The following is a 25705-nucleotide window of genomic DNA, read 5'->3' as shown; positions in this document are numbered from 1 at the left end:
GTTGGCAAAGGTCTGCCATGATAGAGGAAACCCATGCGGCAAAGTTCCGAAATCTCCCGACTTAAGGGTTCTACCCGAAGGGAATACATGCCGGATGTGCAGCAGAGTGCAGCGCAGGGCAGTGTTTTGCCCGGCTGCACGGGCCGCCCGGGGATGGCGGCGCGAGGGGTGATGCAAGCGTGAGGCACGAGTGAGCCCGGCGCGGGTGCCAGTGAGGCCCGCCACGCAATGCGCGGCGGGCCTCCCGGCGTTCAACGCCCTCGAATGCGAAAACGCTGAACCCGCTCAGATTGTCTTGACGAAGGCCTTGAGGTCGTCCAGCAGCGCGTTGAGGTCTGCCTTCAGCTTGCCGAAGCCCGCGTTGTGCACCAGGCCGACTTCGTCCATGTACAGCTTGCGGTTGATCTCAAGCTGCAGGCTGTGGCGCTTTTGCGCCGGCTGGCCCACCACGCGCACGATTTCCACGCCCTTGTAGGGGTGGTTGCGCCAGACGTCGTAGCCCATCTCCTTGAGCACGCCTTCCACGCGGTCCGTGAAGCGCGTGTCACAGGTGGTGCCGTCGCGGTCGCCCACCACGAAGTCCGGATGCTGCAGCCCGGGATGCTCGGTGGCGTACTGCGCCGCCTGGCTGGGCATCGAGTGGCAGTTGATGTGCCAGGCGCTGCCGTGCGTGGCGATGGCCTGGTCGGCCAGCTTTTGCAGTTGCGCGTAGTAGGGCAGGTAGTACTGCGTAATGCGCGCCTGCACCTCGGCCACGCTCAGCTTGCGGTCGTAGATGGCCTCGCCGGTATCCAGCACGCGCCACACCAGGCCCTTGCCAAGACGGGTCTTGGAGGTTTCCTGGCGCGGGCCGGGCCAGGGCGCGTCGAGCACGGCTTCGTCGATTTCCTCGATGCCGCGGTTGGCATCGAGGTAGCTGCGCGGGAAGCCCGCGCACAGCAGCGCAATGCCGCGTGCGGGAGCGTCGGCGTACAGCTCGTCGACGAAGGTGTCTTCGGCCTGGCGCAGCAGCGCCAGGGGCAGGCCGGCCGCCGGCCGGAAATCGGCCGGGTAGCTGGTGGCGCTATGCGGCGAATCGAGAAAGAGCGGGCTGCTCTCGCCTTGCGGCAGTTGCAGGAGGTAAGGGCTGAGCCCGGTCTTTCGGTCTGCTTCCGTCATGATGTGCGTCGTTTAATCCAGGGTGATCTTGGCTGCGGCGGCGATGCGCTTGTTCTTCGCCACTTCGGACTTGATCTGCGCGGCGAATTGCGCCGGCGTGTTGCCAACCGGCACCGCGCCCAGCTTCTCCAGCTTAGCCTTTACTTCTGGCAGCGCCAGCACCTTCACGGTGGCGTCGTGCAGCTTGGCTTGCACGTCGGCGGGCAGGTTGGCCGGCGCGATCAGGCCAAACCAGGCGGCGTCGTTGACTTCAGGCAGGCCGAGTTCGGCAAATGTCGGCACGTTGGGCAGGGCCGGCACGCGCTTGGGCGAGGCCACGGCCAGGGCGCGCAGCTTGCCGCCTTCGATGAACGGCAGCGAGGACGGCAGGTTGTCGAACAGCACCTGCACCTGGTTGGCCAGCGCGTCGTTGAGCGCCGGGCCCACGCCCTTGTAAGGTACGTGCAGCAGCTCGGTCTTGCTGCTCATCTTGAACAGCTCGCCCATCATGTGCGAGACGCTGCCGTTGCCGGCCGAGCCGTAGGCCATCTTGTTCGGCTGGGCCTTGGCCAGCGCGATGAAGGCCTTCATGTCGTTGGCCTTCACCGCCGGGTTGATGCTCATCACGTTGGGCACCGAAGCCAGGTTGGTGATGGTGGTGAAGTCCTTGGTGGCGTCGTACGACAGGCGCGGGTACACGGCCGGGTTGATACCGTGCGTGGACGCGGTGGCGATGCCCAGGGTGTAGCCGTCCGGCGCGGCCTTGGCCAGGTAACCGGTACCAATGCTGCCGCCGGCGCCGCCGCGGTTGTCCACCACCACGGTCTGGCCCAGTTGCTGGCCGAGCTTGTCGGCCACGATGCGCGCCACGATGTCGGTGGTGCCACCTGCCGGGAACGGCACAACCAGCGAGATCGGCTTGGTCGGGTACGTGCCCTGGGCAGCGGCCGACAGCGACAGGCCGGCGGCGGCGGCGCCAGTGGCGGCGGCAAGGAGGCGGAGCATGTTACGGCGTTGCATGGTTCGGTTCCTGAATGGAGGGAGGAGAGAAGGAGAGCGATTAAAGCGGTGAAAGCGGTGAAAGCGCGGAAAAGAAAGGCTTCCCTGATTCTGCTTGTTCGTGCAGGCACACCGCAAACGAAATAAAATCGTGCGATCATTCCGTTTGGTAGTGAAGTAAGGGGTTATCTATGCGACGCTTATGTCCGTCGCTGACTGAATTGCAGGCCTTCGAGGCTGCCGCACGCTACAACAGCTTCACCACCGCGGCGCGGGAGCTCCACGTCACCCAGGGTGCCGTGAGCAAGCAGGTGCGCAGCCTGGAGGCCTTCCTTGGCGTGGAACTGTTCGAGCGCGTGCGCCAGCGCCTGATGCTGACCGATGCCGGCCAGCGCTACCTGGACCGCATCCGCCCGAGCCTGACCGAGATCGAGGCCGCCACGGTGGAGTTGATCGCCAAGCAGGGCCGCGGCGGCACCCTGCATATCGCCAGCATGCCCACGCTGGGCGCCAAGTGGCTGATTCCGCGCTTGCCGCAATTCTTCGAGAAGCATCCCGACGTCAGCCTTGAATTCGTGCCGCACGCGCAGGGCTACGACTTTTCCCAGCCCGACCTCGATGCCGCCATCCGCTTCGGCGACGGCATGTGGCCCGGCAGCCTTGCCGACTACATGACTGGCCGCGAAGTGCTTCCCGTGTGCCGCCCGGCCCTGCTGGCCGGCGAGCCGGAAGGCATGGCGCGCGTGCCCTCGGCGCTGCTGCGTTTTCCCCTGCTGCATCACACCACCGTACCCGAAGCCTGGCCCGACTGGTTCGCCGAGCTTGGCGTGGCGACCCGCAAGGCGTGGAGCGGCGCGCGCTTCGACCAGTTCTCGCTGCTGACGCAGGCGGCGATGTCGGGGCTCGGCATCGCGCTGATCCCGCGCTGCCTGATCGAGGAGGAACTCGCCACCGGCGTGCTGGTGGTGGCGCATCCGGCGCGGGTGCTGAGCAAGAAGGGCTACTACCTTTGCTATCCCGAGCAGAAACAGCATCTGCCGGCGCTGCAGACCTTTCGCCAGTGGGTGATGGAAGGCGTCGACGTGGTGGCGTGAGCCGCGCGCCGCCGCTGTAATCAAAACTTACGCTTTTCCGCGACGGTTTTTTCCACCCGCCTGCGTTTAAGAGACATGACAGACATGAATGACAAGCCTGCGTGCGAACCGCGCCAGGCTGTGGATCATGGACTGGAGGCTCTCATGCGCAGACCAATGCCCCTCTCATCTCGCCTTATCCGCCTGGGCGTCGCCGTGACGGCGGCGTTCGCGCTGGCGCCGGCATTCGCTCAAACCATCGTGATTGCACCCGCGGCGCCCCCGCCGATGCGCCAGGAGGTCCTGCCGCCCGCGCGCGGCGGCTATGTCTGGGATCCGGGCCACTGGCAATGGCGCAATGGCGCCTACGTCTGGGTGGGCGGCCATTGGCGCCCGGCCAGGGCGGGCTACCGCTGGGTGCCGGGGCACTGGGTGGCGCGTGGCCCGCAATGGCGCTGGGTCGAAGGGCATTGGGCGCCATGAGCGGCATGGCATTCGTCAAACGCGATGGCAGTCACCACAGCAAGGGGTAACCGATGAAAAGCCTTCTGATCGCGGCGCTTCTCGCCGTCACGTTGTCCGGCTGTGTGATCGTGCCGGCCCGGCCCGCTTATTACCACTATCGCGCGCCGGTTTTTGTTTACTGACGAGGCAAGCCGCGCCCGCCCCAGGGGGGCGGGGCATATGAGAAGGACGAACCGGCAACGCGGAACCACACCCATTGAGCGACACAGATCCGGACGATGCGCTGCTGGCGCGGGTCGGCAGGCATGATGCAGCCGCGGTGCGCGAGATGGTTTCGCGCAAGCTGCCGCGCGTGCTGGCGCTGGCTACGCGCATGCTGGGCGACCGCGGCGAAGCGGAAGACGTGGCGCAGGAAGTCTTCGTGCGGTTGTGGAAGCAGGCCGCGCGCTGGCAACCCGGGCGGGCGCGCTTTGACACCTGGCTGCATCGTGTGGCGCTGAACCTTTGCTACGACCGCTTGCGCGGCGTGCGCGAGCAGGCCATGGAGCCGGCGCCCGAGCAGGCGGCGCCCGGGGCCGGGCCCGAGCAAGCGCTGGATGCGGCGGCGCAGGGCGCGCGCGTAGGCGCGGCGCTGGCGAAGCTGCCCGCGCGCCAGCGCGAGGCGCTGGTGCTGCAGTATTACCAGGAGTTGCCCAATGGCGAGGCCGCCGCGCTGATGGGCATCAGTATCGAGGCGCTGGAAAGCTTGCTCGCTCGCGCACGCCGCAACCTGCGCGATTTGCTCATGCAAGACGGCCATCATGAGGATTTGCGATGACACCCGAGAGATTTCGCGCACTGACCGAGAGCTATGGTGCCGATCCGGCACGCTGGCCCGAAGGGGAGCGCGCCGCGGGCCAGGCCATGGCTGCCGCGCCCGGGCATCGTGGCGCGCTGGCCGAAGCCGCCGCGCTCGACCGCTTGCTGGCCGCGCATCAGGTGGCCGCCCCGGAGATGGCGTTGCAGCGCCGCATTGCCGCGAGCGCGCCCGCGCCGCGCGCGCCGTGGTGGTGGTCCGGGCTAGGGCTGGCCGGCGTCGGCCTGGCCGGCACCTTGGCGGGCGCGTTGCTGGTCTCGGCCGTGCTGGCCACGGTGCCGGCGCCGGCCGCTATCGATCTGCCCTACGCCCCGACCGGCTTTGGTGGCATGGCGCATAACGGGAGCGAGGAATGAACGAGCGTACGCCGAAGCGGCTCAAGGTAGCGCTGGCGGTCTCCGTGCTGGTCAACGTGTTCCTGCTGGGCGCGATTGGCGGTGGCGGCTATCGCTGGTACGCCGTGGAGCGCCAAGCGGCCGCGCAGCCGCGCGGCCTGCGCTTTGCCGCCGACGGGCTGGAGGCCGAGCAGCGCAGGCAATTCCTGCAAGGCTTGCGCGCGGCGCGCCGTGCCGCGGCGTCGGACGTGGACGCCGCGCGCGACGGACGCCACCAGGTGGAGCAATTGCTGCGGCAGCCGCAGTTCGAGCGCGACGCGCTGGCGGCGGCATTGGCCCGCACGCGCGAGGCCGATGCCGCGGTGCGTGCCCGCCTGGAAAGCAGCGTGGTGGATTTCGCCGCCACGCTGTCGCCCGAGGAGCGGCAGACTCTGGCCGATGCACTGGTCCAGCGCGGCCCGCTGCGCACCGGCCAGGCGCGGCCCGCGAAGGCGGCGCCATGATGCGGCGATCGACCACGACAACGATGGCAATGGCAATGGCAATGGCAATGGCGATAGCGACAAAGCCAACAGGCACTTCCCAGGGGAGCAACGCATGACAAACACCGCCATGACGGCTGCGGCTGTCGCGGTCAACCGGTTCGGGCTGGGCGCGCGCCCGGACGAGCCGCTGCCGGCCGATCCGCGTGGCTGGCTGCTGGGCCAGTTCGCGCACTACGAGGCCAGGCCCGCGGCCTGGAGCGCGCAGCCGGACACGGCCGCGCTGGCCGGCGAGTTCGGCGCCCAGCAGCGCGAGGTGCGCCAGGCGCAGGCCGATGCGAAGACCGCGGCACGCCAGCAATTGCAGCGCGAGACGCGCGAGGCCTATCGCGATGCCGTCGACGCGCGCGTGGCTAGTGCGCTGGTGACGCAAGCGCCGTTTGTCGAGCGGCTGGTGCATTTCTGGTCCAACCACTTCGCGGTCTCGGTGGAGAAGCCGGCCGTCGCCGCGCTGGCCGGCGCCTTCGAGGCCGAGGCGATCCGCCCGCATGTGCTCGGACGCTTCGAGGACATGCTGGTCGCGGTGGAGCGCCATCCCGCCATGCAAGTCTTCCTGGACCAGGTCCGCTCGATCGGCCCCGGCAGCATGGCCGCGCGGGTGGCTGCGCAGCGCGCACCCGAGCGCCAGCTCGGATTGAACGAAAACCTCGCGCGTGAAATCATGGAGCTGCATACGCTCGGCGTGCGCAGCGGCTACCAGCAGGCCGACGTGACCGAGTTCGCGCGTGCGCTGACCGGCTGGAGCATCGGCGGCCTGGGCGCGCGCGACGACGGCGAGCCCGGGCGCTTCCAGTTCCGCGCGCGCGTGCATGAGCCTGGCACCCGCACTATCCTCGGCCGCAGCTACCCGCAGCAGGGCGAGGCGCAGGCGCTGGCCGTGCTGCATGATCTTGCACAGAGCGAGGCCACGGCCAATCACCTGGCCACCAAGCTGGTGCGCCACTTCGTTGCCGATGCGCCGCCGCCCGCGCTAGTGGCGCGCGTGTCGCAGGCGTACCTGCGTAGCGGTGGCGCGCTGCCCGAGATGTACCGCGCGCTGGTGCAGTCGCCCGAGGCCTGGGCCAGCGAGCCGGCAAAATTCAAGACGCCGTGGGAGTGGACCCTTTCCTCCCTGCGCGGGTTGGGTCTGCGCGAGGCGGGCGCACAGCACTTCGCGCCCATGCTGACCCAGCTCGGACAGCCGGTCTGGCGCCCGGGCTCGCCAGCGGGCTACGACGACATTGCCGCAAGCTGGGCCGCACCCGATGCGCTGGTGCGCCGGGTTGAGCTGGCGCAGCGGCTGGCCGCACGCGTCGGCGACCGGATCGACGCGCGCGAGCTCGGCCCCAAGCTGCTTGCGGGCACGCTGTCGGCACCAACCGCTGCCGCCATCGCGCGTGCCGAAAGCGCGCAGACCGCACTGGCCTTGCTGCTGGTGTCGCCCGATTTTCAACGGAGGTGATTGTCATGTTTTCCCGCCGAGATTTCCTCCGCGCGACGGGCGGTGCCGCCGCCATGCTTGCGTTGCCGCGCCTCACGCTCGCCAGCGTCGATTCCGATCGCCGCTTCGTCTTCGTCATCCAGCGCGGTGCCGCCGATGGCCTGAACACGGTCATTCCCTACGCCGATCCTGGTTACGCCCGCCTGCGTGGCGCGCTGGCCATCGATGCGGCGCAAGCCACCAAGCTCGATGGCACGTTCGCGTTGCATCCCGCGCTGACGGAAACGGCACGGATGTACGCCGCCGGGCAGGCGCTGTTCGTGCAGGCGGTGGCATCGCCCTATCGCGAGCGTTCGCACTTCGACGGCCAGAACGTGCTGGAGACCGGCGGCGCCGCGCCTTACCAGGTGAAGGATGGCTGGATGAACCGGCTGGTGAGCCTGCTGCCCAAGCGGCCCGAGAATGCCATTGCCTTCGCGCCCACGGTGCCGGCGGCGCTGCGCGGGCCGGTGGAGGTCGGCTCCTATGCGCCATCGGCACTGCCGTCAGCACCTGATGACCTGCTCGCGCGCGTCGGCCAGCTCTACGAGATGGATCCGCAATTGCATCCGCTCTGGAACGCGGCCATGCAGGCACGCGGGCTGGCAGGCGACGCCGGTGCACGCCAGGACCCGGCCAGCCTCGGCCGTCTCGCCGCCGGCTTCCTGGCGCGCGCGGACGGGCCGCGCATTGCCATGATCGAGACCGGCGGCTGGGATACGCACAGCGCGCAAGCGCCACGCCTGGCGGCCCGCCTCAAGGCCCTGGACACCATGCTGGCCGCACTGCGCGACGGGCTGGGCCCGTCATGGGAGCGCACCACCGTGCTGGTGGCCACGGAGTTCGGGCGCACCGCCGCTGCCAACGGCACCGGCGGCACCGATCACGGCACCGGCGCGGCGGCGATGTTGCTGGGCGGCGGGGTCAAAGGCGGGCGCGTGCTGGCCGACTGGCCGGGGCTGGCGCAGGGATCGCTTTACCAGGGGCGCGACCTGGCGCCGACCACGGAACTGGATGGGTTGATCGCCGCGGCAGCGGCACAGAGCTTCGGGCTGGATAGCGAGCGCGTGGCGCGCACGCTGTTCGGGCGCGGGCGGGGGGGAGGGGGCGAGCAGGGGGGAATGCTGGGCGGACTGCCGCGCGCCTGAAACACAGGGGCAGCAGTCCAGACCCGGTGGCGTTACTTGGAGAGCAGGCGCATCGCCTGCTCCAGTCCGCCGAGCGTGACCGGATACATGCGCGACTTCATGATCTGGTTGATCACCGTGACCGACTGCCGGTATTGCCACAGGCCTTCGGGTTCGGGGTTGAGCCAGACGAAGCGCGGGAACTGCTCGATCAGGCGGTTGAGCCATACCGCCCCGGCTTCGGGGTTGTTGTACTCCACCGAGCCCCCGGGCTGCAGGATCTCGTACGGGCTCATGGTGGCATCGCCGACAAAGATCACCTTGTAGTCCGGCGTGTACTTGTGGATCAGGTCCCACGTGGCGATCTTCTCCGCATGGCGGCGGCGATTGTTCTTCCAGACGTAGTCATACACGCAGTTGTGGAAGTAGTAATACTCCAGGTGCTTGAACTCGGTCTTGGTGGCCGAGAACAATTCCTCCACGCGCTTGATGTGGTCGTCCATCGAGCCGCCGACGTCCATCAGCATCAGCACCTTGACCTTGTTGTGGCGCTCCGGGCGCAGCTTGATGTCGAGCAGGCCGGCATTGGCGGCGGTGGAGTGGATGGTGTCGTCCAGGTCCAGCTCGGTTTCCGCGCCTTCGCGCGCGAAACGGCGCAGGCGGCGCAGCGCCACCTTGATATTGCGCGTGCCGAGTTCGACCTGGTCGTCGTAGTCCTTGTAGGCGCGGGTTTCCCACACCTTGATGGCGGTGCGGTTGCCCTTGGACGGGCCGCCGATGCGGATGCCTTCCGGGTTATAGCCGCCGTGCCCGAACGGCGAGGTGCCGCCGGTACCGATCCACTTGTTGCCGCCCTCGTGTTTTTCCTTTTGCTCGTCGAGCAGCTGCTTGAGCCGCTCCATCAGCTTGTCGAGGCCCCCCATGGCTTCGATCTTGGCCTTTTCCTCGGCCGAGAGCTCGCGCTCCAGCGTCTTTTGCAGCCAGTCCAGGGGGATGTCGGATTTCCAGTCGACCAGGCTTTCGATGCCCTTGAAGTAGGCGGCAAAGGTCTGGTCGAACTTGTCGAAGTGCTTCTCGTCCTTGACCAGCGTCATGCGCGACAAGTAGTAGAACTCGTCGATCGACGGCGTGATCACCTCGGCCTTGAGCGCTTCCAGCATGGTCAGGTATTCCTTGACCGAGACGGGCAGCTTGGCGTGGCGCAGCGAGAAGAAAAAATCGATCAGCATGGTGGGCTCGCTTAGAGTTTCCCGGAGCGGGTGCGGCGGTTTGCGTGCCGGTTCACGAGGCACGCCCCGGCAGGTCCAGGCGGTATTGCAGGTGGCGCTTCACCGTCGGCCATTCGCTGGCGATGATGGAGAACACCACGGTATCGCGCAGCGAACCGTCGGGCATGCGCTGGTGGTTGCGCAGCACGCCGTCCTGCTTGGCGCCAAGCCGGGCGATGGCGGTGCGGCTCTGGTGGTTCATCCAGTGCGTGCGGAATTCCACGGCGATGCATGCCAGCTGCTCGAACGCGTGCGTGAGCAGCATCAGCTTGCATTCGGTGTTCACGGCGCTGCGCTGCACGCGCTGCGCATGCCAGGTATGGCCGATCTCCAGGCGCCGGTTGGCGCCGTCGACATTGAAGTAACGCGTCGCGCCCACCACCGCGCCCGGCACGCCGTCGCGGACTTCGCGGATCACAAACGGCATCGCGCCCTGCTGCTCGCGCATTAGCAGCGCGGTGTCGGTCCACGCGCGCACCTGGTCCGGCGCCGGCACCGAGGTGTACCAGAGCTTCCACAGCTCACCATCGGCGACGGCGGCCTGTACCTCGGCCTCATGCTCCGGGCGCAGCGGCTCCAGCAAGGCGTGCTGGCCGCGCAGGGTGACGGGTTCGATGAAGCGTGCCATGGCGCGGCGCTCAGCGGTTGGCGCGGTTCATGAAGACGAGACGCTCGAACAGGTGCACGTCCTGCTCGTTCTTCAGCAGCGCGCCATGCAGCGGCGGGATCGCGGCCTTCTTGTCCGGGCTCTTGAGCGCTTCGGGCGGGATGTCCTCGGCCATCAGCAGCTTGAGCCAGTCGATCAGTTCCGACGTGGAGGGCTTCTTCTTCAGGCCCGGCAGGTTACGCATCTCGTAGAACGATTCGAGCGCCGCGGCTACCAGCTCGCGCTTGATGCCGGGATAGTGCACGTCGACGATGCGCTGCATGGTCTCCGCGTCGGGGAACTTGATGTAGTGGAAGAAGCAGCGGCGCAGGAAGGCGTCGGGCAGCTCCTTCTCGTTGTTCGAGGTGATGATCACCAGCGGGCGGTGGCGCGCCTTGACCAGCTCGCGCGTCTCGTACACATAGAATTCCATGCGGTCGATTTCACGCAGCAGGTCGTTCGGGAATTCGATGTCGGCCTTGTCGATCTCGTCGATCAGCAGCACCACTTGCTGGTCGGCCTCGAAGGCCTGCCAAAGCACGCCCTTGATGATGTAGTTGCGGATGTCGTGGACGCGGTCGTCGCCGAGCTGCGAATCGCGCAGGCGCGACACCGCGTCGTATTCATACAGGCCCTGCTGCGCCTTGGTGGTGGACTTGATGTGCCACTGCAGCAGGGGCATGCCGAGCGCCGCGGCCACCTCCTCGGCCAGCATGGTCTTGCCGGTGCCGGGCTCGCCCTTGATCAGGAGCGGGCGCTGCAGGGCGCGGGCGGCATTGACGGCCAGCTTGAGGTCATCGGTGGCGACGTATTGCTGCGTGCCTTCGAAACGGTTTTGCTGGTTCTGGCTGGCGTTGGTGGTGTTGGACATGGGGCAACCTGAAGGGGTTTGTGCGTGTCGGAATTGGCCAGTATAAAAGAGCTTTTCGGTTCGCGTGTGGCTCGCCGTGCCATGCTGGACTGCCACGTGCAGCGTGCTGTACAATGCGGCGGTTTGACGCGCCCCCCACGTCCAAGACTCCACCCCCCTCGCTTTGTCCGCCTTGTCACTCCCGCGGTCCTTGCCGGGAGGCGGCGATGACAAGAGATGGTTACAGAATGAGGCGGAGACAACGCCGAGATGCACCGGCAGCGCTTACCACGGCGCGCGGGTATCCGGCACGCTGGCAGCACCGCATCTACCCGCGGGCAGATACGGTCCGGCCGGACGCATTCTGAAGCCATTTCCGACCGGTTGGGCAGGTCACGCAGGGTTTAACACTTCCAATCAGCTACGACAATGAAAAAGCTCCTCACGATGGTGGTGCTGGGCGCGGCCGCAACGGCTGCGCAAGCCCAGGAAGTCAAGGGCAATGTAGACGCCGCCAAAAACAAGGTCGCGATGTGTATTGGTTGCCATGGGATTCCCGGCTATCGCGCCTCCTTCCCCGAGGTGTACCAGGTGCCCCTGCTCGGCGGCCAGAACGCCAAGTACATCGAAAATGCGCTCAAGGAATACCAGAAGGGCGACCGCAAGCACCCGACCATGCGTGGCATTGCCGCGACCCTGACCGACCAGGACATCGCCGACGTGGCTGCCTACTACGCGCAGCAGTCTTCCAGCACGCAAAACAACACCCAGAAGTAAGAGGACCCACCCATGAATACGCTTAAGACGCTTTCGCTCGCGATCGGCGCACTCGTGCTGGGCGCCTCGGCCATCACCGCCTCGGCTGCCGACCTCGCGCGCGGCAAGGCGCTGGTGGAGAAGGGCAGCTGCGCGGCCTGCCACGGCGCCGGCTTGAATGCCCCGATCACCCCGGATTACCCGAAGCTGGCCGGCCAGCATGCCGACTACCTGTACCACGCGCTGGCTGCCTACCAGATCACCACCAACCCGCAGGTGGGCCGCTCCAACGCCATCATGGCTGGCCAGGTCAACGCCAACCCCGGCGTGACGGGCAAGGATGGCAAGCCGCGTCCCTTCACCCGGGATGAGCTGAAGGATATCGCCGCCTACATCGAATCGTTGCCGGGCGGCCTGGTCCTGAAGAAGTAAGCCAGACGGCGCCGGCCCAGGCCGCGCGCGGGTCCGGAACAAGAAAAAGCCGCTGATCCCAGCGGCTTTTTCTTTGCCCGCGCGCCCGGTGCGCAAGCGCCCCGGGCCGCGTCAGGCGGCTCAGTTGCCGGTGCCCTTGGCCAGGCGGCGTGCCTTGACGGCGCTGGCCAGGGTTTCGAGCACCTTTACCGAATCGTCCCAGCCGATGCAGGCATCGGTGACCGACTGGCCGTAGGTGAGGTCTTCCACCGGCGTGCCCTGGGCGTGGTCCTGGCGGCCGCCCACCAGGTGGGATTCCACCATCACGCCGACGATGCGCTCGTCGCCCGCGGCCATCTGGCGGCCGATGTCCTCGCAGACCGGGATCTGGTTCTCGTGCTTCTTGCTGCTGTTGGCGTGGGAGGCATCGATCATCAGGCGCGCGGCCAGGCCGGCCTTGGAGATCGCTTCGCAGGCTTCCTGCACGCTGGCGGCATCATAGTTAGGCGCCTTGCCGCCGCGCAGGATGATGTGGCAATCCTCATTGCCCGAGGTCGACACGATGGCGGAGTGCCCGCCCTTGGTCACCGACAGGAAATGGTGGGGCTGCGAGGCGGCCTTGATCGCATCGACAGCGATCTTGACGTTGCCATCGGTGCCGTTCTTGAACCCAACTGGGCACGACAGTCCGGAGGCGAGCTCCCGGTGCACCTGGCTTTCCGTGGTGCGTGCGCCGATGGCACCCCAGCTGACCAGGTCGGCGATGTATTGCGGGCTGATCATGTCGAGGTATTCGGTACCGGTCGGCACACCCAGCTCGCTGATGTTCAGCAGCAGTTCGCGCGCGGTGCGCAAGCCGTCGTTGATCTTGAAGCTGCCGTCCATGTGCGGGTCGTTGATCAGGCCCTTCCAGCCCACGGTGGTGCGGGGCTTTTCGAAATACACCCGCATCACGACTTCCAGCTCCCCGGCGAAACGGTCACGCTGGACCTTGAGCAGCTTGGCGTACTCGAGCGCGGCGCGGGTGTCGTGGATGGAGCAGGGGCCGATGATCACGATCAGGCGGTCATCCATGCCGTGCAGGATCCGGTGCATGGACTGGCGCGCGCCATAGATCACGTCGGACGCCTTTTCGGAGCAGCCGAACTCGCGGATCAGGTGCGCCGGGGGCAACAATTCCTTGAGTTCGCGAATGCGCAGGTCGTCGGTGTTCTTCAGCATGATGGCTCCGGATTTTGTAGGGTCGTGTGTTTGGGGTGTCTGGGCTAGAGCTGGGTGCGGGCCGGTATAAAAAAAGCCGCCAGGTTCGCTGGCGGCTTTTTTTGAATTCTGGAGGCACTTACGATCGTCCCTCTCCATCCGCCAGCGGTGCGAGATCGCTAAAAAAGTAAAAATAAAACTTAGCGGACATGGATGGGATGCGGCTCAAATGGCGTCGGTTATTTGCGGCAATGCGTCACGAGATGGCAGAAAATTGCGCCGGCCTTGCCAATTCTGCCGGCTGAGGCCGTTGACCATCGGGTAACGAAGCATCTTTATAGCGCGTTTTAAGGGGCTTGGCAAGCGTCCGGCATTGGACTGGCCACAATTTCCGGCCGTTCCATGGCGGCGCCCGGATCCAGTTCCAGCCCGCGCATCACAGCGGCGGTGCGGTTCTCCACGCCCAGCTTCACGTACACATGCTGGAGGTGCTTTTGCACCGTGCGGGCGCTGATGCCGAGCATGCCCGCAATTTCGCGGTCCGTCTTGCCGTGCGCCAGCCAGCGCAGCACCTGCTGCTCGCGCGCGGTCAGCCTGGCGAGCATGGAGAGCGCCTGGCCATCCTGGCAGCGGCTGGATGTGAGCATTGCGGCGGCTTTGGGTAGCGCGCGGGTACGCAATGCTGCGTATTGGCGCCTTCCCGTGCGTGAACCAACATGAATGAGGCCAGTATAGGCGTCGCCAGCGCGCACCGCAGTGCGGCGGCGGCGCCTGCACCGGTTTGCCCGGGGGGAAGACAGGCGAACGCGGCGTGCCGGGCGGCTCAGGCACGCGGGGCTGAGGGGGGGAGGGAAACATCATGGCGATCGATGAGGGGAGGCTAAACGCCTTCATGGGGCAGTTCGTCCAGGATCTGGGCGCGGTGATGCATGCAGCCACCATCGTGGTCGGCGATACGCTTGGCCTGTACAAAGCCTTGGCCGAGAAACCGATGACAGTGCAGGTGCTGGCCGAGAAAACCCATACCGATGAGCGCTATCTGCTCGAGTGGCTGTCCGCGCAGGCGGCCAGCGGCTATGTCGCGTACGACCCGGCCACCGATCTGTTCAGCCTGACCGAGGAGCAGGCCTTCGCGCTGGCGCAGGAGGGCAGCCCCGCCTTTATTCCAGGCGCTTTCCAGATCGCCGTCGCGCAGTTCAAGGCGATTCCCAAGATCGTGGACGCCTTTCGCAACGGGCGCGGGCTGGGCTGGCATGAACACGATCCGTCACTGTTTCACGGCACCGAGCGGTTTTTCCGTCCGGGCTATGCGGCGCACCTGACGGCGGAATGGATTCCCGCGCTAGAGGATGCGCAGGCCAGGCTGCAGGCTGGCGCTCGCGTGGCCGACGTGGGCTGCGGGCATGGCGCCTCCACCATCATCATGGCGCAGGCGTATCCGGCATCGGAGTTCTACGGCTTTGACTACCACGAGCCGTCGATCCGCTTTGCCACCGAGGCGGCGGCGCGCGCCGGCGTGCAGGACCGCGTGCATTTCGAGGTGGCAAAAGCCAAGGAGTATGGCGGCAAGGATTACGACCTGGTGGCCGTGTTCGACTGCCTGCACGACATGGGCGATCCGGTAGGCGCCGCCGCGCATGTGCGCGAGACCTTGCGCCCGGACGGCACCTGGATGATCGTCGAGCCTTTCGCCAACGACCGGCTCGAAGACAACCTGAACCCGGTCGGGCGGGTGTTTTACTCGGCCTCGACCTTCATTTGCACGCCAGCGTCGCGCTCGCAGGAGGTGGGGCTGTGCCTGGGCGCCCAGTCGGGCGAGGCACGCATGCGATCGGTGGTGCAGCAGGGCGGGTTTTCGCGTTTTCGCCGGGCAGCGCAAACGCCGTTCAACCTGATCTACGAGGCGCGGCCCTGAACGGCTAGGGACCGCGCCCGACCTGCCCGACCAGCGGGACGGCAATCAGGCCGTGCCGCCCACCGTCATGTTCTCAATGCGCAGGGTCGGCTGGCCCACGCCCACCGGCACGCTCTGGCCTTCCTTGCCGCACACGCCCACGCCCGAGTCCAGGCGCATGTCGTTGCCGATCATGGTGACGTCCTTGAGCGATTCCGGGCCGTTGCCGACCAGCGTGGCGCCCTTGACCGGGGCGGTGATCTTGCCGTCCTCGATCAGGTAAGCCTCGCTGGCGGAGAAGACGAATTTGCCGTTGGTGATGTCGACCTGGCCGCCGCCGAAGTTGACCGCGTAGAGGCCGCGCTTGACGCTGGCGATGATCTCCTGCGGGTCGCGGTTGCCATTGAGCATGTAGGTGTTGGTCATGCGCGGCATCGGCAGCGCAGCGTAGCTCTCGCGGCGTGCGTTGCCGGTTACCGGCATCTTCATCAGGCGCGCGTTGAGCGTGTCCTGGATATAGCCCTTGAGGATGCCGTCCTCGATCAGCGTGGTGCACTGGGTCGGGTTGCCCTCGTCGTCGAGGTTGAGCGAGCCGCGGCGGTTGGCCAGCGTGCCGTCGTCCACCACCGTCACGCCCTTGGCCGCCACGCGCTCACCCATGCGGCCGGCGAAGGCCGACGAGCCCTTGCGGTTGAAGTCGCCTTCCAGGCCATGGCCGATGGCCTCGTGCAGCAGCACGCCGGGCCAGCCCGGGCCGAGCACGACGGTCATCGCACCGGCGGGAGCCGGACGCGCCTCGAGGTTGACGAGCGCCGAGGCCACGGCCTCGTCCACGTACTGGCGCAGCAGCTCATCGGTGAAATAGCCGTAGGCATAGCGCCCGCCGCCGCCGGAGGAGCCGATCTCGCGGCGTCCGTTCTGCTCGGCGATCACCGTGACGGAGACCCGCACCAGCGGGCGCACGTCGGCGGCGATGACGCCGTCGCTGCGCGCCACCAGCACCACATCGTATTCGCCGGCCAGGCCTGCCATCACCTGCACCACGCGCGGGTCCTTGGCGCGGGCCATGCGTTCCACGCGCTCGAGCAGCGCCACCTTTTCGGCGGCGTCCATCGAGTCCAGCGGGTCATTGGGCGAGTACAGGTTGCGCCCGCCCTGGGAGGCCATCTTGCTCGCCACCTTGACGCGGCCGCTGCCAGCGCGGCCGATGGTGCGGGTTGCTGAGCCGGCCTTGAGCAAGGCGTCCAGGCTGATGTCGTCGGAGTAGGCAAAGGCGGTCTTGTCGCCGGACACGGCGCGCACGCCAACGCCCTGGTCGATGCTGAAGCTGCCCGACTTGACGATGCCTTCTTCCAGGCTCCACGCCTCGTTGCGGGTGTACTGGAAGTAGAGGTCGGCGTAGTCGACCTTATGCGTGAAGATGTCCGCCAGCACGCGCTGCAGATTGGTTTCGTCCAGGCCGTAGGGCGCCAGCAGCAACTGCTGGGCGGTGGCGAGGTTGCGGATTCCGAGGTCGCCGGCGTTCATGGTTGTCCTTTATCGTCGTGCCGCGGTGGCGAAATGACGCCGCCGCGTAAAAATCTGGGATGCTGGCGATTCCCGGGAATCGGGGAATCGGGGAATCGGCCAGGTCATTGCTTGTACATGCTACAGCACCCGATGGCGCAGCGCAGGCAGGTTCTGCCGCACCTCGTCCAGGCGCGCGGGGTCGATCAGCCCGCTCACCACGCCTTCGCCTTCCGGCAGCACCGCCATCACCTCGCCCCAGGGATCGATCAGCATCGAGTGGCCCCAGGTGCGCCGTCCGTTCTCGTGCTTCCCGCCCTGTGCGGCGGCCAGCACATAGCACTGGTTTTCGATGGCGCGGGCGCGCAGCAGGATCTCCCAGTGTGCCTGGCCGGTGGTGTAGGTGAAGGCGGCCGGCATCAAAATCAAGCTGGTGCCGCCGCTCTCGGCGAGCTGGCGGTAGAGCTCCGGGAAGCGCAAGTCATAGCAGACCGACATGGCGACCCGTCCACAGGGCGCCTCGAAGCTGACCGGGGTCTGGCCGGCCAGGATGGTACGCGATTCGTCGTAGCTTTCAGTGCCGCGCGTGAAGCCGAACAGGTGGATCTTGTCGTAGCGCGCCACGCGTTCGCCGCGCGGGTCGTAGACGAGCGACGTGTTGTAGACGCGGGCCTCGTCCTCGCACCACAAGGGCAGGGTGCCGCCGACCAGCCAGATCCGGTGGCGGCGCGCGGCATCGGCCAGGAATGACTGGATCGGCCCGTCGCCGTCGCGCTCGCGGATCGCCACCTTGTCGCCTTCGCGCAGGCCCATCATGCAGAAGTACTCCGGCAGCAGCACCAGTTCGGCGCCGCCCTTGGCGGCCTGCGCGATCAGCGCGTCGGCGCGGGCCAGGTTGGCCTCGGGCGAAACCCCGCTGATGGTCTGGATGGCAGCGACGCGAAAAGGGGTCGCGCCGTGGGCCGAGCTAGGGGCTGCGCTGGGTGCTGATGCGGAGGCGTTTGCGGTCATGAAGCGGTTTCCTTGGCTTGCGGCGGCTGCGCGGCGGGGCTCGGACGGCAGGGCCGGTCGCTACGGTTATGGCGCCGGGTAGACACGATTGAACAAACCCTGCACGGGCGGCGAATCGGTCTTATTCTCCCCCACTTTGATGATCTGCGGGTTCGCCCAGCCACCGCTGATATGGAAGCGGCGGCTGAAGGCCCTGGAGAATTCGTCAGCGAACAGCAACTGCGCCGCCAGTGTGCCGATGCCGAGCGCGGGATTGATGAACGCCGCCGCCACCGAGGCGGAGGTGGCGTTGATGCGCGGCACGACCGTCACGTCCAGGTCCTGCGTTTCGCGCGGGATGTTCGCGCTGCCGGTCATCGAGGCGCGCAGCTGTCCGCCCTTGAGCGCGAAGTCCTTGGTGCTGGCCACGCCGTTCTCGATCGTGCCGGTGCCGGTGATCTCGTCGAACACCATGCCCTGGCCCGCCACGCCGCGGAAGTCGAAGGTGGCCAGCCGCATCAGGCCTTGCAGGCTGAGCACGCCCAGCAGCTTGGCCGCGCCCGGGTCCACGCTGAGGATCTGGCCATTCTCCAGCTGCAGCTTCATCCGGCCCGACAAGGTAGGGTAGTCGATCGACAGCGGCGAGCCGCGCCATCCAATCCGGCCTTCGAAGGTGCCGTGGCCATCAGCCAGCATGTGGGGCAGGCCCATACGCTCCAGCACCTGGCCGCCGTTGCGCACGTCGAGCTTGAAGTCGAGCAGCGTGCGGCGCTCGGCGGCAGCGCCTTCGCGCACCCGGCGCGGCAAGCGCCAGCTGCCGCTGCCGGTAAATGTCGCGCCCGGTTGCTCGATGACCAGACGGTCCAGTGTCCATACGGGCTCGCCGCCGTCTTCGCTGGAGCGCGCCTTGACCTCCAGCTTGCCGAAGTCGCGGCCGTGCAGTTCGAACCGATCGGCAACCAGGTCCAGCGCGGGCAGGTCGCTGGTGCTGCCGTCGAGCGGATCGCCGGCGCTGGCGGCGTCGCCCGTGTCCGGAATGCTCAGATGCGACAGGCGCAGCGTGAGCGCGCCTGCGGGGGTGGCCGCATCGCTGCGCCAGCGCAGGTTCCCCGCCACCTGGCGGGACTCGATCTGCATGCCCCAGCCAGCGCTTTCGCGGGTGGCCTCGAGCACGACATCGTCAAACTCGCGGCCAAAGGCGTGCAGCGCGCGCGCGCGCGCGGAAATGCGTTCCGGCAGGTAGGCGGACACCGGTGCGGCATTGCCTGCACTGGCCTTGCTGGCTTCCGCCAGCAGGGCGCGCCACGCGTCCAGGTCGAAGCGGCTGGCCGTGAGCGCCGCGGTGACGCCGCTGGCGGGCTGCGGTGCCGGCTGCTCGATGCCGATCCCGCCGGCTTGCACTTCCACAGCGTCGCCATTGCGGCGCAGCAGGTAGCGTGCATTGAGCACGTTGCCATATTGCGCCAGCATCTCCTCGCTGCCGGCGCGGGCGGATGACGGGCGCAGCTCAAAGCGCATTGGCACGGCCTGCGCCGCGCTCTTGGCCATGGGTGCGGGAAGGTTCACCGCCAGCCCGGCCAGCTCCGATGCGACCGTGATCTGGGGCTGGTGATCGCGCACGCCGATCACGGCGCTGTAGGCGGTGCTGCCTTCCAGCTTCTGTACCAGCCCGGCCGCCGACGAGGCGCCAAACGCTTCGCGGATGCCCTGGGCGGTGAGGTTGCCACCGGCATTGACCCGGATCGTGCCGTCGGGCTGGCTGCCCCCGCCAGCGCGAATCTCACCGCCCAGGAAGCGGGCGCGCAGGTCGTTGAGCTGGAAGCCGTGCTCGTTGAATGCGACGACGCCGGTGGTGCCGGCCAGCACTGGCAATTGCGGGATCAGCACCACCTCGTTGCCGGGCAGCCGGAACTGGCCGTCGACCTTGGTCGCCTGCGCCTCGGTCAGGGGCAGGTCAAGCTTGAGCCGAAGCTCGCCGTTGCCCTGGGCGCGCATATCCGTCAGCACCTGGCCGGTCCAGTCGCGCACCGGGCTGGCGGCAACGAAGCGCAGGAAGCCTGCCATCGACCCGCTGGCGCTGCCGTCCAGCACCAGGCGGCCATGCTCGCCGAGGTCTGCGATGCGGCCATTGACGTCCTGCAGCGTGACGCCGGTGGCGCCTTGCACGCCGGCGCGCTGCGCGACGAACGACAGGCCGCCGCGCTCGAACAGCAAGTGGCCGTTGATGTCGGTGAAGTTCGGCCAGGCCTTGCCGCCATTGCTGGCGCTGGCAGCGCTGCCCGCCGGCGCGCTGACATGGGGCGCGATCTGGTAGCTGACATGCTGGATGGGCACCTCGACCCGGAAGTCGCCGGCGCCCTCGAACGGGCTGTGGAAGGGGAAGTGCTCCAGGTCGCCCTTGAGCAGGAACTTGACGCCGCTGGCATCGCCGCCGACCAGGGCGCCAGCCAGGTACTGGCGCGTGGAGGCGGGTATGCCCATGGGCAGGTAGCGCGGCACACGGCTGACCTGGGCGCGGGTCAGTTCGCCGGTCAGGTCGGCAATGCCGCCGTGCCCGTCGCCGCCGGCGTGCCATGTGCCGCGTACGCTGCCAGCGGTATCCGCATTGGCGAATTGCACGCCGTCGGTGCGCACCGCCAGCTTGCCATTGTCGTTGGTCCAGCGCACTTCGCCGTTGATCTGGTCGAACGACAGGCGCGGATCCTCGAACATGCCCGGCAGCATCAGCGCGGCGTTGTTGCCTTCAAAACGGGCGCTGCCCTGGCGTTCGTCGAAACTGAAGCTGCCGGAGATCCGCGAAAAGCCCGGCACGCCCAGGTGGGGCTTGCCATTCGCGCCGACGGGCGGGTTGGCGGGCTGGCCAAGCACCGAGACACTGCGCAGCGTGCCCTGCACGTTGAAGTGGCGCTGGCCATCGCGGCGGCTCAGCATGCCCTGGCGATCCCGGGTCCAGTTCACGTCCAGGTTGTCGACATGGCCGGAGGGCTGGAGCGCGCGCAGCTGGCGCGACAAAGCGGTGTCGAGCGGCAGCGAGGTGGCCAGCGCGCGCACGGTGTTCAGGTCGAAGGTGGGTGCCTTGAGCGTGAACTTGCGCAGCGCGCCCTTGTTGTCGGTGGCCCAGCCGACCACTACCTTGCGCATGCCCTCGCGCCAGGCGCCTTCGCCGCTGGCGCCGCCGGGGGGGGAGGCCGCGGCTGCGGAAGCAGCCTGCGCTTGCTGCGCCGGTGGCACGGCCGGCCCTTCCGCCGGCTCGGGCTGCCACAGCAGGGTGTCGATGGTGAGGATGTTGTCGCGGTCGCGCCCCGCGCGGTGCAGGACAAAGGCCTGGGCACTGGCGAGCTTGAGCGCTTCGGGCGCGCCGGAGAGCTTCAGGTCCACGCTGCTGGCGCGCAGCCGGGCCTGGCTGCGGGTGATCTGGCCGCCGCGAAACTCGATGGTGCCGTCGGTGCTGAAGGTGCCGCGCGTGACCCGGTCGAAGACCGCGAGATAGCGCTGCAGCACCGGGAGCTCCAGCCGGCCAAGATCCCAGCTGGCCTGCCCGTACCAGTTGTGCCAGTCGCCGGTGCGGTGCAGGTATTCATGGCGGAAGTCCGCCTGCACCACTAGCGGGCGTGGCGCAAGCGTGGCCGATTGCGCTTCGAGCTTGAACGTGTGGCGCGAGCCGTGGCGCTGCACGCTGAGCTGGATATCGCCCACGTCCAGTTGTGGCAGTTTGTTCTTGTCGTCGAGCCAGCGCAGCTTGCCGTCGGTGAGCTCGACCTTGCCCTGGGCCAGCAGCCAGTCGAACAGCCGGTTGTCCTGCGGCTGGGCGCCGGTGGTATCCACGGCCATGCCGGCCACCTTGAGCTTGCCGTCGGCGGAGCGGCGGATCAGCAGGTCGGTCCGGCTGGCGGAGATCCGCTGGAACAGCACGTCCATGCTGAACAGGGAGCGCCATGACAGCTTGCCGTCAAGCTCGCCCGCCGCCAGCAGCACGCGCTGCTCGGCATCGACGGCCTTGACGTCGCGGGCATGGAAAGCGGGGTGCCAGCCATCCCAGTAGGTATCCAGCTGGCCGATGCTCAAATGGGCCGCGAGCGCCACCGAGCCGCGCTGCTCGAGCCAGGTGCGCGCGGCCGAGGCCTGCGGCCAGAGCACGAAGCGGATCAGGAGCCCGGCGAGCAGCGCCAGCAGCACCAGCGCCAGGGCCAGGCGCACCAGCACGCGTCCCAGGCCGCGCCAGACGGGATGGCGCAAGCCTGCGAGCAGGGCGCGGCCGCAAGCACGCGCAAACGCAAGCGCGCGCAGGTTGCCTTGCTGCGATGGGGGTGAGCCTGCACCGGCGGCCCCTTCGAGTGCCGGCGTGCCGCCGGCGGTGGCGGCGGAGGGATCGGCAGGTGGGGTGGCGCGGCTGGACATGCGCAGATTATCCGACAATACTAGGCGCTCTCCAATTCGGTGCCTGACCGGCCGTGCATAACGCGCGCGCCGGCCCAGGGCCGGCTCACGCGCTACCAAGTAACAGGAATGACTTCCACTGATCCGACGAGTTCCGCAGCCGCGCCCGATACCGCCGCAACCGATGGGGCTGCCGGCGAACATGCGCCCGGCAACACTTCCAGCGCTGCCAGGCAGGCCGTGGCCGACATGGCCACCGGCCCGTTCGCGGTGGTGGCCGCCGTTGAACTCGTGCCGGTCGATTGTGCCGGCATGGCATTGTACTCGCCCGCCTATTCCCATTACACCCGCCGCATGGTGCAGGCCCGTCCCGAGCTGGCCGACATCGTCGCGCTCGCGCGCGACCAGCCGCTCACGCGCGCCTGGATGGAGGCACGGCTCAAGGTCCTGCATGCGCCGTCGGCCGACGTGGACGACGCCATCAAGCGCGCGCTGCGCCGCTTGCGCGCGGAAGTGATGTGCGTGGTGATCGAGCGCGATCTGCGCGGGCAGTCGACGCTGGGCGAAGTCACCGGCGCGATGACGGATCTGGCCGAGCTCGGCATCCAGTACGGCCTGGCCATGCTGGAAGCGGACCTCGCCCCGACCTACGGCCGTCCAGTCGGGCAGAGCAGTGGGGAAGTCCAGGAGCTGGTGGTGGTCGGCATGGGCAAGCTGGGTGGCCGCGAGCTCAATGTGTCGTCCGATATCGACCTGATCTTCCTGTACGACGAAGACGGCGACACGCGTGGCGGGCAACGCAGCCTGTCCAATCACGAGTACTTCATCCGCCTGGGACGGCGCCTGATCAACCTGCTGGCCGACGTGACCGGAGACGGCTACGTGTTCCGCGTCGACATGCGCCTGCGCCCCAATGGCGACGCCGGGCCGCTGGCCTGCAGCTTCGGCATGCTGGAGCAATACCTGATGGTGCAGGGGCGCGAGTGGGAGCGCTACGCCTGGATCAAGGGCAGGGTGGTGTCGGCGCTGGATACCCCGCATGCGCAGCGTACCGCCGCGCAACTGGCCAGCCTGACCACGCCCTTCGTCTTCCGCCGCTATCTCGACTACGGCGTGATTGCGGCGATCCGCTCGCTGCACGCGCAGATTCGCGCCGAGGCGGCCAAGCGCAGCGGCGGGCTGGCGGCGCCAGGCGGCGGCCAGCGCGTCAACCAGCGTGCCTTCAATATCAAGCTCGGCCGCGGCGGCATCCGCGAGATCGAGTTCATGGCCCAGGTCTTCCAGCTGATCCGCGGCGGCCAGGACCCGGCGCTGCGCATCCGGCCCACGCTGGAGGTGTTGACGGTGGCGGTGGAGCATGGGCTGTTGCCTGCGGGCCAGGCTGAGCAACTGGCGCACGCCTACCGCTTCCTGCGCCAGCTCGAGCACCGCCTGCAGTATCGCGACGATGCCCAGACGCACCACCTGCCAACCTCGGAAGAGGAGCAGCTGGCGGTGGCGAAGATGATGGGCTGCGCCGACTGGCCGGCCTTGCTCGAGCGGCTGGCGTCGCTGCAGGATCCGGTGGCGCAACAGTTCGAGGCCACCTTCTCGGACCCCGATGAAGCGCACGCGCCGTGCGAGGCGTTGTGGCCGGCGTTGATCCAGGAAGAACAGGATGAACCGCCGTGCGAACGCCTGGCCTCAGCCGGCTTCGGCGATTGCACCGGGCTGCTCGACCGCCTGCGCGCCATCGGCGGCTCGCTGCGCTACCGTGCGCTGTCCGAGCCCAGCCGGGTGCGTTTTGACCTGCTGGTCAACCGCGCGCTTGACCTGGCCTCGCGCCAGGAAGATGCCGACCGCACCATCGCCCGCTTTGTCGATTTCCTGGATGCCATCAGCCGCCGCGCGTCCTACCTGTCGCTGCTTTCCGAGTACCCGCAGGCGATGGCGCGCGTGGCCGACACGCTGCACGCATCGAGCTGGGCCGCCGCCTACCTGACCCGCCACCCGCAGCTGCTCGACGAACTGCTCGACAGCGATGCCCTGGCGGGCGCGCCCGACTGGGCTGGCTTTCGCAGCCGCCTTGCCGCGCGCCTCGACGCGGCCGACGGGCAGATCGAAGCGCAGATGGACATCCTGCGCCGCGAGCACCACGCCGAGACTTTCCGCGTCCTGTTGCAAGACCTGCAAGGCATGCTGACCGTCGAGCAGATCGCCGACCGGCTGTCGGACCTGGCCGATGCCATGCTCGAGGTGACCCTGCAGGCCGTCTGGCGCCAGCTGGCGACCCGGCATGCCGAGCAGCCGCGTTTTGCCGTGATCGCCTACGGCAAGCTGGGCGGCAAGGAGCTGGGCTATGCCTCCGACCTCGACATCATCTTCCTCTACGAGGACGAGCACGAGCGCGCGCCTGACGTCTATGCCGCCTACGCGCGCCGCTTGATCACCTGGCTGACCAGCCATACCGCGGCCGGCACGCTGTTCGATGTCGACACGCGCCTGCGCCCCAACGGCGAGGCCGGGCTGCTGGTGACCAGCTTCGAGGGCTTTCGCCGCTACCAGCAGCGCGAGGGCGACAACACCGCGTGGGTGTGGGAGCACCAGGCCCTTACCCGCGCGCGTTTTTGCGCGGGCGACCCCGAGATCGGCGCGCATTTCGAGAGCCTGCGCGACGAGATCCTGCGCCAGCCGCGCGACGCCGCCACGCTGCGCGGCGAGATCGTCGCCATGCGCCACAAGGTGGCCGATGGCCATCCCAATCCAAGCGGATTGTTCGACCTCAAGCATGATCGCGGCGGCATGGTCGACATCGAGTTCACGGTGCAATACCTCGTGCTGCTGCACAGCCACGATCATCCCGCGCTCACGCGCAATGCCGGCAATATCGCGCTGCTGCGCACGGCCGGCGAAATCGGCCTGATCGATGCCACGCTGGCGCGCGAAGTGGGCGATGCCTATCGCCTGTTCCGTGCCCGCCAGCACCAGCTGCGCCTGGACGGGCAGGTCCACGCACGGGTTGCGCCGGCCGTGGTGGCGCAGCAGGCGGAACACGTGCGCACCCTCTGGCAAGCGGTGTTCGGCGAGCCGGTTGCCGCCGGCGGCAAATGAACGTGCCGGCGGCTGGCGCGGCGCGCCGGCCGGGATGGCCGGGCGTGCTGGCCGTACTGGCGCTCACGGCCGCCCTGGGTGCCGCTTTTACCTTCATTCCGTGGCTGCACGCGCACGGGCTCTATCTGCGCGATGCGGTCATGGGCCACGGCGTGGCGGGCCAGTGGTGGCGCCTGCTGACGGCAATGTGGGTCCACCTTGGCTGGCAGCACTGGCTGGCGGACCTGCTGGCCGCCGCGGGCCTGTTCCTGCTGATTGGCCGCGAGGCGCGCGCCGGCGCGATGTTGGCGGTCCTGTTCGCCTGCGGCGTTGCGGTGCAACTGGCGTTATGCCGGGTGCCGTCGGTGGGCTGGTATGGCGGATTGTCCGGCGCGTTGCACGGGTTGGCCCTGTGGGGCGGGCTGCGGCTGCTCTATGGAAGCGGCGTGTCGCGCGTGCTCGGCGTGGCGCTCTGCCTTGGTGTGTTGGTCAAGACCTGGCTTGAGCAGTCGTGGCTCGCGCCCGTGGTGTTCGACCCGCAGTGGGGGTTCGGGGTCGTGCGCATCTCGCACGCGGCCGGCGCGCTGGCCGGCCTGGGGCTATGGCTGGTGCAGGAGTGGTGGCAGCGCCGCCGGGGCGAGCCACCGGCATAGGCGCGCGGACAAGGGGCGCGCCGGGCGGAGGCCGGACGGTGCCCCGCGCGCCGCGAATTCAGCGCGAATTCAGCGCGAATTCAGCGCGGTTT

General features: G+C 67.9%; 22 protein-coding genes. 12 read left to right on the top strand and 10 right to left on the bottom strand.

Features of this window, described 5'->3' with window-relative positions; all coding sequences use genetic code 11:
• Window positions 1-285: 285 nt before the first annotated feature.
• Both AC1RQK_RS04550 and AC1RQK_RS04545 read right to left on the bottom strand, forming a co-directional pair.
• The gene (locus tag AC1RQK_RS04550; RefSeq protein ID WP_492376726.1) at window positions 286-1158 is read right to left on the bottom strand and encodes an N-formylglutamate amidohydrolase; all 873 of its coding nucleotides are present in this window, start codon (window positions 1156-1158) and stop codon (window positions 286-288) included.
• 12 nt (window positions 1159-1170) lie between these two features.
• Window positions 1171-2157, bottom strand: a complete 987-nt coding sequence (locus AC1RQK_RS04545; protein WP_150983798.1) for a tripartite tricarboxylate transporter substrate binding protein BugE — start codon at window positions 2155-2157, stop codon at window positions 1171-1173.
• Window positions 2158-2327: 170 nt separating this feature from the next.
• Between AC1RQK_RS04545 and gcvA the strand changes: the two genes are divergently transcribed.
• From gcvA to AC1RQK_RS04510, 7 genes are all read left to right on the top strand, one after another.
• On the top strand, window positions 2328-3230 hold the full coding sequence (gcvA, locus tag AC1RQK_RS04540; RefSeq protein WP_441633559.1) for a transcriptional regulator GcvA: 903 nt from the start codon (window positions 2328-2330) through the stop codon (window positions 3228-3230).
• Between the two features lie 156 nt (window positions 3231-3386).
• Window positions 3387-3692 carry a YXWGXW repeat-containing protein gene (locus tag AC1RQK_RS04535; RefSeq protein WP_492376727.1) on the top strand — a complete coding sequence of 102 codons (306 nt, stop codon included), beginning with the start codon at window positions 3387-3389 and terminating at the stop codon, window positions 3690-3692.
• Window positions 3693-3930: 238 nt separating this feature from the next.
• Complete coding sequence (locus tag AC1RQK_RS04530) at window positions 3931-4491, top strand: RNA polymerase sigma factor (RefSeq protein ID WP_492807815.1); 561 nt, start codon at window positions 3931-3933, stop codon at window positions 4489-4491.
• Complete coding sequence (locus tag AC1RQK_RS04525; RefSeq protein ID WP_492807813.1) at window positions 4488-4886, top strand: hypothetical protein; 399 nt, start codon at window positions 4488-4490, stop codon at window positions 4884-4886. The genes AC1RQK_RS04530 and AC1RQK_RS04525 overlap by 4 nt, the downstream gene beginning before the upstream one ends.
• On the top strand, window positions 4883-5368 hold the full coding sequence (locus AC1RQK_RS04520; protein WP_174422869.1) for a periplasmic heavy metal sensor: 486 nt from the start codon (window positions 4883-4885) through the stop codon (window positions 5366-5368). Before AC1RQK_RS04525 ends, AC1RQK_RS04520 begins: the two co-directional genes overlap by 4 nt.
• 94 nt (window positions 5369-5462) lie before the next feature.
• Window positions 5463-6848, top strand: coding sequence for a DUF1800 domain-containing protein (locus AC1RQK_RS04515; protein ID WP_492807812.1), 1386 nt, complete (start codon window positions 5463-5465; stop codon window positions 6846-6848).
• A 5-nt stretch (window positions 6849-6853) separates the two neighbouring features.
• Window positions 6854-8014 (top strand): DUF1501 domain-containing protein, encoded by a 1161-nt coding sequence (locus tag AC1RQK_RS04510; protein ID WP_492807811.1) that lies wholly within the window; start codon window positions 6854-6856, stop codon window positions 8012-8014.
• Between the two features lie 32 nt (window positions 8015-8046).
• Here the strand turns inward: AC1RQK_RS04510 and AC1RQK_RS04505 are convergent, their stop codons facing one another.
• From AC1RQK_RS04505 to AC1RQK_RS04495, 3 genes are read right to left on the bottom strand one after another with little or no spacing between them, the layout of a single operon-like run.
• Entirely contained in the window at window positions 8047-9222 is a 1176-nt protein-coding gene (locus tag AC1RQK_RS04505; RefSeq protein ID WP_006156773.1) for a vWA domain-containing protein, read from the bottom strand.
• Window positions 9223-9274: 52 nt separating this feature from the next.
• Window positions 9275-9889 (bottom strand): GNAT family N-acetyltransferase, encoded by a 615-nt coding sequence (locus AC1RQK_RS04500; RefSeq protein ID WP_492375773.1) that lies wholly within the window; start codon window positions 9887-9889, stop codon window positions 9275-9277.
• A 10-nt stretch (window positions 9890-9899) separates the two neighbouring features.
• Window positions 9900-10778, bottom strand: a complete 879-nt coding sequence (locus AC1RQK_RS04495) for an AAA family ATPase (protein ID WP_043344836.1) — start codon at window positions 10776-10778, stop codon at window positions 9900-9902.
• A 408-nt stretch (window positions 10779-11186) separates the two neighbouring features.
• Here AC1RQK_RS04495 and AC1RQK_RS04490 point away from each other — a divergent pair, with 408 nt between their 5' ends.
• On the top strand, window positions 11187-11534 hold the full coding sequence (locus tag AC1RQK_RS04490; protein WP_043344837.1) for a c-type cytochrome: 348 nt from the start codon (window positions 11187-11189) through the stop codon (window positions 11532-11534).
• A 12-nt stretch (window positions 11535-11546) separates the two neighbouring features.
• Window positions 11547-11945: a c-type cytochrome gene (locus AC1RQK_RS04485; protein WP_492807807.1), complete on the top strand. Its 399-nt coding sequence runs from the start codon at window positions 11547-11549 to the stop codon at window positions 11943-11945.
• A gap of 120 nt (window positions 11946-12065) precedes the next feature.
• On the opposite strand, the gene aroG is transcribed toward AC1RQK_RS04485, so the two are convergent.
• Together aroG and AC1RQK_RS04475 are read right to left on the bottom strand one after the other, a co-directional pair.
• Window positions 12066-13145, bottom strand: coding sequence for a 3-deoxy-7-phosphoheptulonate synthase AroG (gene aroG, locus AC1RQK_RS04480; protein WP_416048049.1), 1080 nt, complete (start codon window positions 13143-13145; stop codon window positions 12066-12068).
• Window positions 13146-13471: 326 nt separating this feature from the next.
• Window positions 13472-13771 carry a helix-turn-helix domain-containing protein gene (locus AC1RQK_RS04475; protein ID WP_492375772.1) on the bottom strand — a complete coding sequence of 100 codons (300 nt, stop codon included), beginning with the start codon at window positions 13769-13771 and terminating at the stop codon, window positions 13472-13474.
• Window positions 13772-13983: 212 nt separating this feature from the next.
• Between AC1RQK_RS04475 and AC1RQK_RS04470 the strand changes: the two genes are divergently transcribed.
• Window positions 13984-15039: a class I SAM-dependent methyltransferase gene (locus AC1RQK_RS04470; RefSeq protein WP_492375771.1), complete on the top strand. Its 1056-nt coding sequence runs from the start codon at window positions 13984-13986 to the stop codon at window positions 15037-15039.
• Window positions 15040-15084: 45 nt separating this feature from the next.
• Here AC1RQK_RS04470 and tldD read toward each other — a convergent pair whose 3' ends face one another.
• The 3 genes from tldD to AC1RQK_RS04455 all read right to left on the bottom strand — a co-directional run bounded on the left by tldD (window position 15085) and on the right by AC1RQK_RS04455 (window position 21912).
• Complete coding sequence (gene tldD / locus AC1RQK_RS04465) at window positions 15085-16545, bottom strand: metalloprotease TldD (RefSeq protein ID WP_492375770.1); 1461 nt, start codon at window positions 16543-16545, stop codon at window positions 15085-15087.
• Between the two features lie 120 nt (window positions 16546-16665).
• Window positions 16666-17535, bottom strand: coding sequence for a carbon-nitrogen hydrolase family protein (locus AC1RQK_RS04460; protein ID WP_492375769.1), 870 nt, complete (start codon window positions 17533-17535; stop codon window positions 16666-16668).
• A 66-nt stretch (window positions 17536-17601) separates the two neighbouring features.
• Window positions 17602-21912 carry a YhdP family protein gene (locus AC1RQK_RS04455; RefSeq protein ID WP_492807804.1) on the bottom strand — a complete coding sequence of 1437 codons (4311 nt, stop codon included), beginning with the start codon at window positions 21910-21912 and terminating at the stop codon, window positions 17602-17604.
• A gap of 228 nt (window positions 21913-22140) precedes the next feature.
• Here AC1RQK_RS04455 and glnE point away from each other — a divergent pair, with 228 nt between their 5' ends.
• Complete coding sequence (glnE, locus tag AC1RQK_RS04450; RefSeq protein WP_492375774.1) at window positions 22141-24981, top strand: bifunctional [glutamate--ammonia ligase]-adenylyl-L-tyrosine phosphorylase/[glutamate--ammonia-ligase] adenylyltransferase; 2841 nt, start codon at window positions 22141-22143, stop codon at window positions 24979-24981.
• Window positions 24978-25613 carry a rhombosortase gene (rrtA, locus tag AC1RQK_RS04445; protein ID WP_492375767.1) on the top strand — a complete coding sequence of 212 codons (636 nt, stop codon included), beginning with the start codon at window positions 24978-24980 and terminating at the stop codon, window positions 25611-25613. Before glnE ends, rrtA begins: the two co-directional genes overlap by 4 nt.
• Window positions 25614-25705 lie beyond the last annotated feature (92 nt).

The organism is Cupriavidus sp. GW822-FHT02D05, assembly GCF_058802485.1.
This window is presented reverse-complemented; position numbering and strand designations above follow the sequence as displayed.

Excerpts from the sequence above, each read along its gene's own strand:
- AC1RQK_RS04550 (WP_492376726.1), bottom strand. The coding sequence starts at position 1,158 with ATGACGGAAGCAGACCGAAAGACCGGGCTCAGCCCTTACCTCCTGCAA.
- AC1RQK_RS04545 (WP_150983798.1), bottom strand. The coding sequence starts at position 2,157 with ATGCAACGCCGTAACATGCTCCGCCTCCTTGCCGCCGCCACTGGCGCC.
- gcvA (WP_441633559.1), top strand. The coding sequence starts at position 2,328 with ATGCGACGCTTATGTCCGTCGCTGACTGAATTGCAGGCCTTCGAGGCT.
- AC1RQK_RS04535 (WP_492376727.1), top strand. The coding sequence starts at position 3,387 with ATGCCCCTCTCATCTCGCCTTATCCGCCTGGGCGTCGCCGTGACGGCG.
- AC1RQK_RS04525 (WP_492807813.1), top strand. The coding sequence starts at position 4,488 with ATGACACCCGAGAGATTTCGCGCACTGACCGAGAGCTATGGTGCCGAT.
- AC1RQK_RS04520 (WP_174422869.1), top strand. The coding sequence starts at position 4,883 with ATGAACGAGCGTACGCCGAAGCGGCTCAAGGTAGCGCTGGCGGTCTCC.
- AC1RQK_RS04515 (WP_492807812.1), top strand. The coding sequence starts at position 5,463 with ATGACAAACACCGCCATGACGGCTGCGGCTGTCGCGGTCAACCGGTTC.
- AC1RQK_RS04510 (WP_492807811.1), top strand. The coding sequence starts at position 6,854 with ATGTTTTCCCGCCGAGATTTCCTCCGCGCGACGGGCGGTGCCGCCGCC.
- AC1RQK_RS04505 (WP_006156773.1), bottom strand. The coding sequence starts at position 9,222 with ATGCTGATCGATTTTTTCTTCTCGCTGCGCCACGCCAAGCTGCCCGTC.
- AC1RQK_RS04500 (WP_492375773.1), bottom strand. The coding sequence starts at position 9,889 with ATGGCACGCTTCATCGAACCCGTCACCCTGCGCGGCCAGCACGCCTTG.
- AC1RQK_RS04495 (WP_043344836.1), bottom strand. The coding sequence starts at position 10,778 with ATGTCCAACACCACCAACGCCAGCCAGAACCAGCAAAACCGTTTCGAA.
- AC1RQK_RS04490 (WP_043344837.1), top strand. The coding sequence starts at position 11,187 with ATGAAAAAGCTCCTCACGATGGTGGTGCTGGGCGCGGCCGCAACGGCT.
- AC1RQK_RS04485 (WP_492807807.1), top strand. The coding sequence starts at position 11,547 with ATGAATACGCTTAAGACGCTTTCGCTCGCGATCGGCGCACTCGTGCTG.
- aroG (WP_416048049.1), bottom strand. The coding sequence starts at position 13,145 with ATGCTGAAGAACACCGACGACCTGCGCATTCGCGAACTCAAGGAATTG.
- AC1RQK_RS04475 (WP_492375772.1), bottom strand. The coding sequence starts at position 13,771 with ATGCTCACATCCAGCCGCTGCCAGGATGGCCAGGCGCTCTCCATGCTC.
- AC1RQK_RS04470 (WP_492375771.1), top strand. The coding sequence starts at position 13,984 with ATGGCGATCGATGAGGGGAGGCTAAACGCCTTCATGGGGCAGTTCGTC.
- tldD (WP_492375770.1), bottom strand. The coding sequence starts at position 16,545 with ATGAACGCCGGCGACCTCGGAATCCGCAACCTCGCCACCGCCCAGCAG.
- AC1RQK_RS04460 (WP_492375769.1), bottom strand. The coding sequence starts at position 17,535 with ATGACCGCAAACGCCTCCGCATCAGCACCCAGCGCAGCCCCTAGCTCG.
- AC1RQK_RS04455 (WP_492807804.1), bottom strand. The coding sequence starts at position 21,912 with ATGTCCAGCCGCGCCACCCCACCTGCCGATCCCTCCGCCGCCACCGCC.
- glnE (WP_492375774.1), top strand. The coding sequence starts at position 22,141 with ATGGCCACCGGCCCGTTCGCGGTGGTGGCCGCCGTTGAACTCGTGCCG.
- rrtA (WP_492375767.1), top strand. The coding sequence starts at position 24,978 with ATGAACGTGCCGGCGGCTGGCGCGGCGCGCCGGCCGGGATGGCCGGGC.